Genomic DNA, 15,132 nt, shown 5'->3' with positions numbered 1-15,132 from the left:
TTCATATCAAAATTATTTTGTATCTTTCTGCTTCTGTGCTTCTACCACTACACTCTTATACATCTTATTGTGATATACAAGTGCTACATAATCCATTACTGCCAGAACTATCATTATTGCTAAAAATATTCCCTCTGACAATGTATCTGTATTTTCTTTATTTCTTATAAGAAACATTCCGTCAGCACCCACGGTAAAGATACATAGAAAAAATATTGCCAATATCGACTTCATCATCCGGAGTATTGTCATTTCATACTGGTGTTTCTCCATTCTTTCCGGAATCCGAAAAAATCCTACTGCTCCCATCGTGTAATAAATCAACGGAAGTATCATACAAAGATACGGTAATACGATGTATGCCTTATAGCTTCCCGGACTATTCAATAAACCGGCGATAACAATCAAAACCATCTGCAATACTGCAAAGACCAATTGAATTACAGAACGTTTCTTTTTGTCTGTTTCTTCCATATAGAAGATATAATAATCTCCTTCATACGAAAACTTATCTTCACCTGATTTTCTCTTATAATCCTGGACAAACTTTTTCTTCATACCATCCTCTTTTACGACACAATGTTACGGCACATTATACCACAGCTTCAAACCAGCGACAAGTCAATGTGTTACCGCTTTACTGTTTTACCTAGTGAAATTGTCGGTTTTTTGCTTTGTGGACATTCGTCTTTCTGTGGCAAACACTTTTTTCAATGTTCTAAAGTATATCATAAAGTTTTTATTTGTACTATACGTTTCTACTGGTATTTTTGGGTTATTTTTACTACTTTTTTGCATATATATGCCTTTTTTCATTATTTTTATTCAACTCTTTATTTAAACAACGCGATAGTGTGATAAATTGCACATTATTTTTTTCATACATTTTTTATACTTTCCCGCTTTTTCTCCTTTTTTTGCCGTCTGGCATATTTATTCAAGTTTATTTATTATTTATTCTTATAAATGCTCGTACTTTTATAAACTTATGCTTTTTTTAGCTTTTTATACTCTTTTTTCCCATCACTACTCAAAAAGTACCACCACACAACTCCGTTCATAATTAAAAAGGCTGGTATTGCTTTTGTTTTGTCCCAGAGAACAATATCTGTATCTGTTACAATGGCTGCTATTAATAATAATGAAAAGGTAACTATCACTGACATTATTCCTGTGATAATAATCATTCCCATATCTAAGTTTGCTTTTTTCTTATTTTTATTCTTCATTTGCTTATCCTCGCTTTCTTATACATTTATATATGGCTCTCTTTCTTATGGGATTATTCTAGCAGAATAGATGTACCGAAAACGGGACTTGTTTTTTTCTTGTTGCGTTTTTTTTAGTTCTGGTATAATATGAATACTTGGTGAGTACGAGCGGATGTGCTGTACCACCTTAACATGAAATGAATTTTAAATAAGGAGAGCTCAGATGAAAAACTGTTTTGTTGCCCAGTCCGGCGGTCCTACCGCTGCAATTAATGCCAGTCTCGCCGGTGTAATCAAAGGTGTATTGGAACATTCTGATTTTGACCGCATATATGGTTCTTTAAATGGAATCACCGGTATCTTGGAAGGAAGATACTTAGACCTAACCGATATTTTTCAAAAAGAAGAAACTTTGAATCTTTTAAAGCGAACTCCTGCCATGTATCTTGGTTCTTGTCGCTTTAAACTCCCAAAACCGGAAGACGATATTCAACCTTATCAATTTATTTTTGAAAAATTCGCAGAAATGAATATCGGTGCCTTTTTCTATATTGGCGGAAATGATTCTATGGATACAGTGGACAAGCTTTCTGCTTATGGTGCTTCTATTGGCAGTGACATTCGTGTCATCGGTATTCCGAAAACCATTGATAACGACTTATGTGCTACCGACCATACCCCCGGATTTGGTTCTGCTGCAAAATACGTTGCATCTTCTATTTTGGAAATTTCACATGATACACTGATTTATCATGTAAAGAGTGTTACCATTGTGGAAATCATGGGACGTGACGCAGGATGGCTTACCGCTGCTTCTGCCCTTGCAAGAAATGAATATTCCACTGCTCCTCATTTGATTTATCTGCCAGAACGTGACTTTGATACCGAGGCATTTTTAGCTGATGTTTCCAGACTTTTGCAGGAACGTGACAATGTAATTATTGCTGTTTCCGAAGGTATTCGTGATAAAGACGGCAATTATATCAGTGCTTCTGCCGGTGCGGTAGATAATTTTGGACATAGCCAGTTAAGCGGTGCAGGAAAAGCCTTGGAATATCTGGTACAGGAACGTCTGCATGTAAAGGTTCGTTCCGTAGAAGTAAATATCTTACAACGATGTGGTGGACACATTGCTTCTCTGACAGATTTAGACGAATCCTTTGCTCAGGGTGAATTTGGCGTAACACTTGCCGGAAATGGCGAAACCGGAAAAATGGTAACACTTTCCCGTACCTCTAATACTCCTTACGCTGTCTCCTATAGTGCTACTGCTATCGCAGATATTGCCAACAAAGTAAAGAGCGTTCCTATGGAATATATTAATGCTGAGGGAAATGATGTTACTTCTGAAATGATGACTTATCTGAAACCTCTGATTCAGGGCGAACCGGTTGTTGACTTTAAAGATGGTCTTCCGGTATATCTTCCGGTTGCACATTTGGTATAAAATAGCTATATTAAATACTTGTAACGCAAACAGGAAGAAGTGCAAATGCATTTCTTCCTGTTTTTATGCTTAAGTGTGATATTTACTTGTTCTTATTTTCTTGTACTTTATTTTCCTGTTACTACTTCAAAGTACCGTTTTATTTCTGTCCATGCTGCTTTTGATTCCGGCATTAACATCATTCCCATTTGAAATACATGAAACATTCCTTTATAAATATGGAAACGCACACGCACACCTTGCTGTTTTGCCTTATGGGCAACTCCTACCGAATCACTTAACAACATTTCTACTTCTCCTGCCTGTATTAACATTGGCGGAAATCCCCAATATTCTCCAAACATAGGTGAAATATATGGATGACGCGTGTCATTATCCCCCACATAGTCTTTATTGTAAATAAGACTATCACGGGTATTTCCGAATAATGGGTCACGTTCATAGTTATCTTCGTAAGATGGTCCACTGGCTGTTAAGTCCGCCCATGGGGACATGAGAATCAATCCTCCTGGAAGCTTTCGATTATGATCTTTTAGATACATACAAAGTGCTAAGGCCAAACCTCCACCTGCCGAATCTCCTGCTACGATAATCTGTCTGCTATGCCATCCTGCTTTTTTCAACCATCCGAAAGCTGCAACTGCATCTTCTAAGGCTGCCGGATAAGGATGTTCCGGTGCTACGCGATAGTCGATGGTAAGGACATTCATTCCTTTACTTGCTTCGCAATACAAACCTGCGAAAGAACGATAGGCATTGCGCATAGCTCCAATATATCCACCGCCATGAAGCTGCAAAATCACATAATCCTTGCGTGGTTTTTCCTTTCTCGATAAGTACTCCATGGTAAAATTCGGCATGGTTATCTCTTCCATTTGAAAACAATCCGGACAATGCCATTTGGGTTCTATCAACTTTTTTCGTAACTCTCCGGTTTTAATTTTTCTTCCTATCAGGTTGTCATTGGTAACATGTGCAATCATTTCCCGAATGACTCTTCCTCTTGTGCTGACTTCTGCCATTTTTCCTCCTATACATGGAATCTTCGCTTCAATTCGTTCTTTGCCTTGCGGTCACCAAATATCACGGTTGCCAACAATAAACAGGCGGATACTGCTGCTGCAATCACGGAAAGAACGGGACTGGTAATTACATCCATTTTCCACATAACAAGACATGCCCCAGACACTAATACTGTGCATATCTGCATCAGCAAATAACTCTGCCAATTTGTCATATTTACCAGCATTAATATTACAATGGTCATATCCAATAAAAGTACCGCTCCCGGCATGACGTAGTTTACCGACCAGCCACGGTACCCCACAATATTATCTACTGCAATCACAAGTAATACCGCACCTATAACCTGCACCCAGATAACGCTTCGATATCCGTTATTCTGCTGAATGGAATATTTTAATGTAATATAAAAATATAAAATACTAACTCCTGTAATGGCAGACCACCAGGTTCCATGATAGTTCAGGTAATTTATTATAATTAATGCGACTTCTGTTACAATAGCTAAAAAGCTATAAAGTCTAACTACAAAATTCAGTTTTTTCACATTACTTTTTACATTGGGATATCCTACCGCTATGTCTTCCTGTGGTAATTGCTTTTCTTGTTCTAACACACTTTTACACAACGGACATATCACTGCTTCGTCTAAAATTTCTACATTACATTTCTTACATCGTCTCATTCTTCATATACTCCATTTGTTTCTACCTGTACGGCAATTCCATCTTGAGCAAGTCGCTGGAAAAATCCTCGTTGCACGGCAGTTTCTGCCAAGTTGGAACTTATGGTAAATACCAATCTGTCTTTATAGGAACAAATTGTTCCTTTTACATTTTGCCCTTTGGACATGGATAAAAATGCGGAAAATTGTTGAATATATGCCTGATACTCTTCCCGCACTTGAATGTTTCCGATATTTGTTACCGTTGTAGTGTTGGCAAGTGCACTGGTACGATATACATACTTCATTGCCAGACTTTTTACAAATAACGGAACTGCACGCAAAATAAAATTTTTCTCATTGGAAACATTGTATGCAAACAAATTTTCTAAGTTTTCACGGGTAATCTGACTGCGCAGACTTTCTGCTACTATTTTTATTACTTCTTCAAAAGTATAATTTTCTTTTTCAGGTTTAAATACCGCTGAAACAATTACAAAAAAATTCTTCATGGTAATGGAATCAAAATACGGTCTTAAGTTTACCGGTACACAAGAGCTAATTGGTCGTCCATGCCTGTTTTTCGCTCCATGTAAAGAGTCCTGATAAATACTCCACAAAAAAGCGGCTACCAGATACTCATTAATGGATACTCCATAACCTGCACTTACTTTTTTTAACTCTTTTACCGACATATAGCCATGCATTATGCCTAGCTCTAAAGGGTCTAATTTTTCCCCTTTTACCATATATGCACGTTCTGTCTTATAGGACTTTTTATGCCCCTTTTTATAATTTTCCAGATAACTGTCCTCTCGATTTAAGGAAGTTTCACTGCTTAATCCATCCCCTAATTTTTCTGTTAATTCAGGATGGGCAAGTCTCAAATATTGATACGTTAATTCTTTTAAAAAGGTAATTCCACCCATTCCGTCTGTTAATACATGGAATACCTCAAGATTAATTCTGTTTTTATAATAATTTACCCGGAACAGGTAATTCCTGTTCCGGTTTGGTGAAATATATCTACAAGGATAACGATACTCTTCTTTTACCTCCGGTGCCGGTTTCTGGTTGGTTTCAAAATAGTACCAGAACACTCCGGAACGTATACGCACATTGAACACATCAAACCAAGGCAATACCCGCTCTAATGCCTCTTGCAGCAGTTTCGGTTGTACCTCTTCTGTTAGTGTTACCGATATACGATAGACGTTGCTCATACTCTCTCCGGCGATAACCGGAAAAAGATGCGCTGTATTATCTAATTTATCCCACTTTATTTCACTTGAATTTCTTTTCATGCTTCTACCTTTATTGTTCTATAATGTTTTGGATTCTCATAATCCTTTTCGTAACCGTCATCTTCGTAAAGTTCATATTCTGCTGTTTTGGTTACAAAATCTAATGTCTTTAATTCCTGTTTTTCTGCTTCTTCCATATATTGTCCACCCACGGTATATGGAACAATTTTCTCCGGACGAATGAAAAATACTACTTCATCTAATGCAATATCTACATAGTAATGACCTTTTTCTAAGACTTCTGTCTTAATATCTGTCATACTCTTCATACGAACCAGTTTCATTTTTTCCGGCAGATATACATATCTTCCTTCGGCATTCTGTGTATAAACAGGTGCTATCATAATGCTTTCTCCCAATAGCAACTGATCTTCTACTTTTGCTGCCTGTTCATCCTTTGGATATGCAAATGCCAATGGTGTGAAAAGCATTTCATTACGCAACGCTGCCTTCATATATTCACTATACAAATATGGCATTAAACCATAACGTATTCCAATGATATTCTTAAATGCCTCCTTATGGATAAACTGATAAGCCTCCTGTTCTCTGGTTCCGATTGCCGCATGATTACGCATAAGTGGGGTAAATACACCCAGTGCCATCCAACGAAGTACCAAATCCTCTGTGGTATCTGCACCGAATCCACCTAAATCTGCCCCTGTATACAAGAAACCACACATATTCATAGATGGCAACATTTGAAGATTCATCAATAAGTGTGACCACCAGGACTGATTGTCTCCCATCCAGGTTCCGCCATATCGATGCATTCCGATATAGGATGCTCTGGAGTAAATAAGTACACGCTTTTCCGGTTCTAATTCTTCAAAAGCCTCACCTGCTGCTCTTGTCATGTTATAGCCATACAAATTGTGTACTTTATCATGGCATACCTTTTTTCCATCCATATTATGGTAGATAGATGCATAATCTTCCGGATTATTGGCAAGTCCGTTTACTAAATCTCGGAAACCGAATACTTCCCACATATCCATATCACGATTATCCATTTTCTTAATCTTTTTCATTACAGCATCCAGATTCTTATCGGAATAGAAAATAGCAGGCTCATTCATATCATTCCAAAAGCCTTCAATTCCCTGATCTAACAGAATCTTATACTGATGTCCAAACCATTTTCTTGCGTTACTGTTTAAAAAGTCTGGAAAATGTACTCTTCCCGGCCATACTGCACCTACAAAGTTGCTGCCATCTTTTTCCTTACAAAAATACCCTTTCTCTACGCCTTCTTCGTAAGTTTCATAGCCTTCTTCAATCTTTACCCCTGCATCGATAATCGGTACTAAATGAATATGCTCCTTTTCCATTTCCTTAACAAATTCAGGGAATTTCGGAAATGTCTCTTGGTTAATGGTAAAATCCTTAAAGCGTTCCATATAATCAATGTCCATGCACACATTGTCTAATGGAATGCCATTTTCACGATATCCTTTTACTACATTACGAATATCTTCTTCACTCTGATATCCCCAACGGCTCTGTGTATAACCAAATGCCCACTTTGGCGGAATGTAGCTTCGTCCTATCATAGTACGGAATTCTTTGATAATATCAAGAATCTCTTTTCCCTCTATGATGTATACATCTAAGTTCCAATCCTCTGGGGTAATACGGATTTCATCCATTCTGGTATACCCCATATCCAATACCAGTTTTCCCGGATAATCTATAAATACACCAAATCGTTCTTTTCCTTCAACTACAAAGAAGTTGTGTGCTCCATACAAAGAATGCTGTGTCTCTGTATGATTTGGCTGATCTGCACAATTACTCTCATATATCCAGCCTCTTTTATTGATTCCTCTTACATTTTCGCCCAATCCATAGATACGGTCTTCCGCGTTAAGCTGATATACAAAGCTCTTCTCTTCTTTTTTTAAATATGGAATTTTTCCTTTTTGAATCGCAATTTTTTCTACTACTGCATCTGTTTGAATTGGGTTCCCAATACGGTATTTACGAATTTTGTTCATGATTTTTCCTCCTGATTGTGTCTCCCTTTACAATCTTATGATTTCATAAATTGAACATCCTTTGTCCACCAAACATACAATCCAACTTTCTATTCTGGTGGGCGGCACTGGTATTAACGGAAACATATGTCGCAAAATAATATTTTCCTCTAACTCACTCAAGGTAAAATCTTCACTTGCATTTCTCAATGCGGTTCTTGGATGATGAAATCCATGCAGTCTGTGACTTTTATCCTTTTCATGCCAGTCATATAAAAAATAATCATGCAACAGTGCACCGTATATTAATTCTTCCTTATGTCTGGTAAGATGCAGAAATTCTGCAAGACACAAGCTATAATATGCTACGCGAATACTGTGCCAATATACCGATGTATTGCCATGCTGACAAAAGGCTCTAGACTCATTCATCCTTCCTTCGCGACATAACTTACGCAAAGCTCCTGCCACAAAACGTTTTCTTTCTGCCTTCGTCATTTTCCTACCTCCTTTGGCTGGTAACATTTTACCATATACACGGATATTTTTCCATAAGTCCCGCTATTTTCCCCTTAAAAATTTATGGGTATCCTGGGCAATTATTTTTTGCAAACACCAGATGCAGGCAATATTTGGAATCGCCATCAGGGAATTGAATAAATCAGAAACTCCCCATGCTAATTCCAGCGACATGACTGCTCCTAAGTATACTGCAAACAGATACAGAATCCGATAATTTTGAATTCCACCCTCTCCCCACAAATATACTACTGCACATTCTCCATAATAGTTCCATCCGATGATGGTTGCAAAGGCAAATAATACCAATGCAACAGATAATATTCGTTCTCCCTGAAAAGGCAATTGGGAAAAAGCCACAAAACACAGTCTATCCTGAGATACCTGTATGTATTTTTCCGGGCTTCTTATCATACTACTAACAATGGTAATTCCGGTAATGGCACACATCACCACTGTGTCCCAAAAAGTTCCCGTCATGGATACCAGCCCCTGCTGCACCGGTGAAACAGTTCTTGCTGTTGCTGCTGCCATTGGTACAGATCCTAACCCTGCCTCATTAGTAAACAATCCCTTAGAAATTCCTACTCGCATAGCAGTCATCACAAGTGTTCCTGTCATTCCTCCTGCCAAAGACTTAGAGGTAAATGCCGAACCTACAATTACCTGTATGGTTTCTCGCAAATAAGCTACATTTTTTCCCATAATAAAAAAGCACCCTCCTAAAAAAAAGATGCTCATAATCGGCACGAGAAATGCACAGACCTTGGCAATCTGTTTTCCGCCACCTAAAATCACAATTCCAGCCAGCATGGCTGTTCCCATTCCTATTAGATGTGGGGATATTTCTGTCTGACCGCATACTGCTGCTGAAATGGAATGTGCCTGTACACTGCTACCGATTCCAAAAGATGCCAATACTGCAAATATGGAAAATAAAATTGCCGCCCACTTTTGATGTAATACCTTTTCCAACACATACATGGGTCCTCCCACAAAGGAACCGTCTTTTCTTCTTACTCGGTATTTTACAGACAAAAAGCTTTCTGCATAACAGGTGGCAATTCCAAATACTCCGGTAATCCAGCACCAGAATATTGCTCCCGGTCCCCCTAATGCAATGGCTGTTGAAATTCCGATAATATTTCCGGTTCCAATGGTTGCTGCCAATGCTGTTGATAATGCGGAATAAGGGGAAACATTTCCTGTTTCCCCTTCTGTCTTGCTAAAACTTTTTCTAATTCCCATTGGTATCCATTTTTGAATAATTCCTAACCGAAATGTAAAATAAATATGTGTTCCAAGCAGTATTACCAACATTGGGAAGTTCCATAAATATGCCTGTATGGTTTTTACTACTTTTAATATTGTGTCCATTCGGTACTCCTCTATACTTATTCTATTTTAAGTATATTGGTACCTGCCTTTTTCTATGAAATATTTTTACATTAATCTGTTCTCTGTTTTTTGCACATACAAAGGGCATGCACAGCTTTCCTGTACATGCCCTTTTAAATCAATTTCTACTTATCTATCAACCTTCTTTGGGATGCTTTTCGCAGTCACAATCAACTGCCGCCTTGCCCGCTTCTGCTCTTGCACCAAAAATAACCGGTACTTCTACGCACAATTTCTGACTGATGGTAAATTTACATACTTCTTCCGGCTTTTCAAAATGAATATCGCATCCCGGTGAAATCACTGCCTTTCGGATTCAACATTTTGTTTTATTGTCAAATCTTCTCCCCTCAGGATTATTTTATGTAAATTGTATTAATAGGTCACTACTTTTTACCTCAAACTGCTAAACACTAAAATGTTGCATGCTTTCTTCTAAACCATCTGCAATGGACTTTAACCCTTCTGTACTTCCTTCTACCTGTTTGAAATTCTCTGATACCAAATTGGTATTTGCACTTACCTCCTGGGTTACCGCTGCATTTTGCTTTGCAATATCTGATAATTCTGCCACTGTTTTTATAATTTCCTGTCGTGCCGTATCCAAATAAATAACGCTATTTTCAATTACATTCATACTTTCTAAGGATTCTTGCAGCTTCAACATTACTTCATCTGTCATGCTTCTTGTTTCTTTCATATTATTTGTCTGATTTTCAATGGTCTCTGCTACTTTTTCCATAGTTATAACCGCCATATTAGAATCTTCCATTAGTTGAGCTACAATTTCTTCTATTCGTTTACTAGATTCATTGGACTGACTTGCAAGCTTCTGTATCTGGTCTGCAACAACTGCAAATCCCTTACCATTTTCTCCTGCCCTTGCAGCTTCAATGCTTGCATTCAGGCTTAACAGGCTTGTTTCGTCTGCAATAGATGCAATGATGTCTGTTGCCTCTTTTATCTTCTGGGCTGACTCATTGGTCTGCTTTGTCTGTCGTGAAATCTCTGTTACAAGAGCTCTTACTTCCTGATTGCTTTCTAACAGCTTATGAATGGTTTGTGCATTCTTTTCTTCTGACTCATGCATTGCTTTGGCATTTCGCTTCATTTCTGACATTTCTCTGGAAGTCTGTTCAATTTTTTCTCCCATATCTGTTACATTATCCGATGCTTTTCCGGAAATATTTGCCTGCATGGAAGCACTTTCTGCAATACTATTTACTGCATTACCCACTTCTTTCATGGATGCTGTTGTTTCTCTTGCCGTATTTTCCAGTTCTCCAGATGCATCCCAGACTGCCTTGGCATTATCGGCAATTGCTTCAATACTTTTTGCCATCTCACTTTCCAATATTTTAATTGCTCTAGACAAATCACCAATTTCGTCTTTTCTTTTTAATAATTGTTTATCAACCTCTGTCTTTAAATCACCTTTCGCAACAGATTGTACCAATCCAATACTCTTCTTTAAGGAGCCTGTCAGCGAACCTGTAAATATCATTGCCGCTACAATACATATTGCCATTACCACTACTGCCACGGCTACTATGGCATAAACAATTTTATTTACTGCGGCATCTTTTTGTCCCTTATTACTACCTACAAAAATCATTCCTATAGGTGTGTCTCCTTCATCCTGACACACCGGCATATAATAACCATAATACATCGTTCCATCGATAGAAACTGTTTTACTAAAATATTCTTCTCCCTTTTCTAAAACCTGCTTTTTTACTATCTCCCCTGCCGGTGAACCAAGAATTCTATCTCCGTTTTTATCAACTGCAGAACTCATAATTCTTCTATCTCCGTAGAAAAATGTGACCTCCATTCCTGACTTTTCTTTAATACTGTCTACAATGCTGTCTGATTTTGAAATATTGTAACTTCCCTTCCAAATATCACCATTTTGCGCTTCCAAATACTCTCCTGCATTTTGGTCATATGCGGCAAATGTTGCCGTTGCCGCACTTCTTAACGCATCTTTGATTTCCTGTACCAATGCGCCTTTTACTACTGTTAAGGAAATTAATATTACTACTATTCCTAACAACAGAACCGGTAAAACCATTAATGAGAATATCTTCTTTTTCATAACATTCCCTCCCTAGTCCACAACTTGTACATTTTTATAGTACCAGTTAATATTTCCTGTTATTGTTGCATCATCTAATGTCTCACCTGTTTTTCCAATTATTTCTCCTGTATTGGTTTCTATTTCTCCGTCAAAAACATTGCATTCCCCAGATAAAATTTTTGCTTTTGCTTCATCTACCTTTTCCTGTGTTCCGTCTACACAAAAATCAGCTAAATCGGTAATTGCTACCAATCCTTCCTGCATACCACCGTAATAGTTTTCTCCCGTCCATGTTCCGTCAATGACGCTTTGTACCGCAGTTGTATAGTAAGCACTCCAATTCCATATAACACTGCACAAACAAGAATCCGGTGTTTCTTTCCGCATATCTGAATTATAACCTATGCCATATACCCCGGCATCTTGCGCCATTGTCTGTGGATATGGGGTATCACAGTGCTGTGCCATCACATCGCACCCCATATCCAAAAGTTCTTTGGATGCTGTTTCTTCCGCTTCCGGGTCATACCAACTATTTGTTACTTTTACATATACTACAGCATCAGGATTTACCGAAGCGATTCCCATTGCAAATGCATCGATTCCTCCTGTTACTTCTGAGTTGGAAGAATCCTGTGCTGCAACATAACCAATCTTATTGGTCTTTGTATTCATTCCTGCTACAATTCCACTTAAATAACGCGCCTGATAAATCCTTCCAAAATAATTTATAAAATTCTTGCCATTACTCTTGTACCCCGTTCCATGGCAAAAATAAATATCCGGGTATTCTTCCGCCATTTCGGCGGTTACATCCATATATCCCCAACTGGTAGCAAATATAATATTGCACCCTTCCTCTATACACTCCTGTAACGCAGTTCTAACTGCATCTTCATCTGTATCATCCACATTGATTTTTCTTATAATCTGATCATTGGAAAGTCCAAGATTTTCTTGCATTCCCTGGATTCCCAAATCGTGTGTATAAGAATAACCGCTTCCTTCTGCCGGATCAGAAAGATGAAGCACTCCCACCTTGATATTTTCTTTGGCAATGCCTGTTCCTTTTCTATCCGTTTGCTTTTTATCCGATGTTCCTGTTTGTTTTGTGCTTACGCTGTCTTCATACCCTTGATTCGTTGCATAATCATCCACTTCTTGTTTCGTACCACACCCTGCTGCCAATAGTATCCCTAAGGATAGTATCGCAGTTTTCAGCCAACCTTTTCTCATACCTCTTCCTCCTAAACTGTAAAAACCATACATTATAAATATAATTTTATTTTATCCTATTTCATACACTACTGCAATAGCAAGCTAAAGTTATACTATTCTTCTAAAACCTTTTTGCAATACCACTCCCTATTTACCTGTTTTGCGATTCCATGAGTTAAAATAACAGGATGATTGATATCGTTTGGAGGGATATATGCAACTATGCCGATTTTTCCATCAGACATCATTACTTTTCTTTTTCTAAAATGTCTTACCATATTATTTACAAAAACAATGGTGAGTTTTTCATCTAATCCGGTATATTCATTGGCTTTCATTTTCGCCAAAATATCAAAGGGCAAACGTTCTTCTTTATAACTGCGTTCTGAAACCATAGCATCATAAACATCACAAATAGCGGTAATCCTTGCAAAAACAGATATTTTTTCATCGCAAAGCTTATCCGGATACCCTGAACCGTCTAATTTTTCATGGTGATGTCGAACCGCATCCCGCACACTTTCGTCGTATTGCTCGTCCAATAATTCACTGGAATAAACAGGATGTTTCTTTATTATCCGGTATTCTTCTTCGGTAAGTTTTCTTGGTGCTAAAAGTATCTGTTCCGGTATTCTGGTTTTCCCGATATCATGAAGCAGACCTGCCATAACTAACATTTGTATTTTCTCTTCCGGCATTTTTAGCCAATACCCCATCATTCCGTTTAAAAAAGCAATATTTAGTGAATGACGTTGCAATCCTTCGTCAATTTTTCTTGGCACATTTATGCATCGAAAGAAATCCTGAAAATCCATTCCTTGTATTTTCTTTGTTACTTCCTCTGTTACTGCCTCTGCCCCCTCATATTCCACTTCTGCTGCATGTTCAATCATTCCTAAGAAATATTGCACTTCTTTTTTTAGTTTGGTATATCCAAATCGATCTTCTACTATTTTTTGCTGAATCTCCGCAGGCATATCCTTTTGTTTCATGATTTCCTGATAAGCTTCTTCACAGACCATAACACAATCATCCACGGTTCCCAGATTGCGCAGTTGTTCAATTGTTTTTTCTGTAATTCGTTCCCCGGCTTTTATAAAAAGCACTTTTCCATTTTCATTATATAAATCATCGGATAATACCATTCCATCCCACAAATATCTAATTGGAACCTTTTTTAACTTTTTTACTTTCTTCTCTTCTGCCATAGTCTTTCCCACGCTTTCTCCCAACAATATAACGGCATCCGTACTCTGTTGTCCATAAATTCTGATTCTGTATCCGAACTACTTCATACTCTCCTTGTATGGTAGTTTCTCCTAACTCAAGCAAAATCTGTATTCTGTCACCCTTTTCAAAACTTCCTGCCATAGTCTCTAGAAGCACTCCGTTGGCACTGATATTGTGTGTGATAAATTCAATGGGTTTTCGTAATATAATCATCTGTTTTTCAATTACAATTCCTTCTACTTGTCCCTTTGCTTTCATCTCATATCGCTGTTTTTTTCTGTCTTCCTTATTTCTTCCGCTGTGAAGTCTAATCTCAAATTCATTGGCTATTACCGGTCGTTCCAGTACTCCATAATACTCTAATAATCTATTTGGACAAAATATTAACACGGATACTTCCTGTTGACCGGAATACTTTAAACCACTTGCACTGATTTTTACAACCTTTTGCACTGTATCGTATGCAGTAATTCTTGTGTCTGAAATAAGTTGACTGCTCTTTCTGTCTTTCACTTGTATTTTACAACCAACTAAGTCATTTTCATGCCCTGTCATATACCTTTACTCCTTTCCCCTATCCTCGGAAATCTATTTTAAACCTTGTCGGATGCAACCTGCATTTTGTAATTTTTGCCCCAACTGCACATTGCGTCTAAAACAGGTTTTAAACTATATCCCAATTCTGTTAATGTATATTCTACCCGAGGTGGCACTTCTGCATATACCTTACGAGTTAAAAGTCCGCTTTCTTCCATTTGTCGAAGCTGTGATGTCAATACTTTCTGACTCACATTTCCTACAGACTTTTTCAACTCTCCAAATCGTTTGGTTCCCGTAAGGAGATCTCGCACAATCAGTACCTTCCATTTATCACTAATTAGTGTTAAAGTTGTTTCTACCGGACATGCCGGAAGTTCTTTTCCTGTAACATCCATTATAGTACCTCCATTTACCGTTTTTGCTATATATTCCTATACTACGGTAACTTACCAGACATTGTCAAGTTCCCATGCTTATGGTTACCTGAAAGTAACTATGCCACAATATTGTGCGTACTTCTCA

At 37.8% G+C, this 15,132-nt stretch carries 15 protein-coding genes; 1 reads left to right on the top strand and 14 read right to left on the bottom strand.

What is annotated here, in order from left to right:
- Positions 1 to 12 precede the first annotated feature (12 nt).
- Together KQI83_RS11010 and KQI83_RS11005 are read right to left on the bottom strand one after the other, a co-directional pair.
- Positions 13 to 558, bottom strand: a complete 546-nt coding sequence (locus tag KQI83_RS11010; RefSeq protein WP_216557780.1) for a hypothetical protein — start codon at positions 556 to 558, stop codon at positions 13 to 15.
- Between the two features lie 428 nt (positions 559 to 986).
- Complete coding sequence (locus tag KQI83_RS11005; protein ID WP_216557777.1) at positions 987 to 1,229, bottom strand: hypothetical protein; 243 nt, start codon at positions 1,227 to 1,229, stop codon at positions 987 to 989.
- Between the two features lie 205 nt (positions 1,230 to 1,434).
- On the opposite strand from KQI83_RS11005, the gene KQI83_RS11000 reads away from it, so the two are divergent.
- Positions 1,435 to 2,658: a 6-phosphofructokinase gene (locus tag KQI83_RS11000; RefSeq protein ID WP_216557774.1), complete on the top strand. Its 1,224-nt coding sequence runs from the start codon at positions 1,435 to 1,437 to the stop codon at positions 2,656 to 2,658.
- 107 nt (positions 2,659 to 2,765) lie between these two features.
- On the opposite strand, the gene KQI83_RS10995 is transcribed toward KQI83_RS11000, so the two are convergent.
- From KQI83_RS10995 to KQI83_RS10940, 12 genes are all read right to left on the bottom strand, one after another.
- Complete coding sequence (locus tag KQI83_RS10995; RefSeq protein ID WP_216557769.1) at positions 2,766 to 3,680, bottom strand: alpha/beta hydrolase; 915 nt, start codon at positions 3,678 to 3,680, stop codon at positions 2,766 to 2,768.
- Between the two features lie 8 nt (positions 3,681 to 3,688).
- Entirely contained in the window at positions 3,689 to 4,366 is a 678-nt protein-coding gene (locus KQI83_RS10990; protein ID WP_216557766.1) for a DUF6320 domain-containing protein, read from the bottom strand.
- Positions 4,363 to 5,649: a hypothetical protein gene (locus KQI83_RS10985; protein WP_216557761.1), complete on the bottom strand. Its 1,287-nt coding sequence runs from the start codon at positions 5,647 to 5,649 to the stop codon at positions 4,363 to 4,365. Before KQI83_RS10985 ends, KQI83_RS10990 begins: the two co-directional genes overlap by 4 nt.
- Positions 5,646 to 7,646 (bottom strand): glycoside hydrolase family 31 protein, encoded by a 2,001-nt coding sequence (locus tag KQI83_RS10980; RefSeq protein ID WP_216557758.1) that lies wholly within the window; start codon positions 7,644 to 7,646, stop codon positions 5,646 to 5,648. Before KQI83_RS10980 ends, KQI83_RS10985 begins: the two co-directional genes overlap by 4 nt.
- 27 nt (positions 7,647 to 7,673) lie before the next feature.
- On the bottom strand, positions 7,674 to 8,123 hold the full coding sequence (locus KQI83_RS10975; protein WP_216557755.1) for an HD domain-containing protein: 450 nt from the start codon (positions 8,121 to 8,123) through the stop codon (positions 7,674 to 7,676).
- 63 nt (positions 8,124 to 8,186) lie between these two features.
- The gene (locus KQI83_RS10970) at positions 8,187 to 9,521 is read right to left on the bottom strand and encodes an alanine/glycine:cation symporter family protein (protein ID WP_216557752.1); all 1,335 of its coding nucleotides are present in this window, start codon (positions 9,519 to 9,521) and stop codon (positions 8,187 to 8,189) included.
- A 157-nt stretch (positions 9,522 to 9,678) separates the two neighbouring features.
- Complete coding sequence (locus tag KQI83_RS10965; RefSeq protein ID WP_216557749.1) at positions 9,679 to 9,846, bottom strand: hypothetical protein; 168 nt, start codon at positions 9,844 to 9,846, stop codon at positions 9,679 to 9,681.
- Between the two features lie 102 nt (positions 9,847 to 9,948).
- A complete protein-coding gene (locus KQI83_RS10960) occupies positions 9,949 to 11,640 on the bottom strand; it encodes a methyl-accepting chemotaxis protein (protein WP_216557745.1) in 1,692 nt (563 codons plus the stop codon).
- A 12-nt stretch (positions 11,641 to 11,652) separates the two neighbouring features.
- Positions 11,653 to 12,858: a BMP family ABC transporter substrate-binding protein gene (locus KQI83_RS10955; RefSeq protein ID WP_216557742.1), complete on the bottom strand. Its 1,206-nt coding sequence runs from the start codon at positions 12,856 to 12,858 to the stop codon at positions 11,653 to 11,655.
- Between the two features lie 95 nt (positions 12,859 to 12,953).
- Positions 12,954 to 14,060: an HD-GYP domain-containing protein gene (locus KQI83_RS17115; RefSeq protein ID WP_216557739.1), complete on the bottom strand. Its 1,107-nt coding sequence runs from the start codon at positions 14,058 to 14,060 to the stop codon at positions 12,954 to 12,956.
- On the bottom strand, positions 14,002 to 14,625 hold the full coding sequence (locus KQI83_RS10945; protein ID WP_216557736.1) for a PilZ domain-containing protein: 624 nt from the start codon (positions 14,623 to 14,625) through the stop codon (positions 14,002 to 14,004). The genes KQI83_RS17115 and KQI83_RS10945 overlap by 59 nt, the downstream gene beginning before the upstream one ends.
- A 38-nt stretch (positions 14,626 to 14,663) precedes the next feature.
- Positions 14,664 to 15,005, bottom strand: coding sequence for a winged helix-turn-helix transcriptional regulator (locus tag KQI83_RS10940; RefSeq protein ID WP_216557733.1), 342 nt, complete (start codon positions 15,003 to 15,005; stop codon positions 14,664 to 14,666).
- Positions 15,006 to 15,132 lie beyond the last annotated feature (127 nt).

This window comes from Roseburia sp. MSJ-14 (assembly GCF_018918225.1).
Taxonomy (GTDB): Bacteria; Bacillota; Clostridia; order Lachnospirales; family Lachnospiraceae; genus Petralouisia.
The sequence above is the reverse complement of the archived record's forward strand: the minus strand, read 5'-3'. Positions and strand labels throughout refer to the sequence as shown.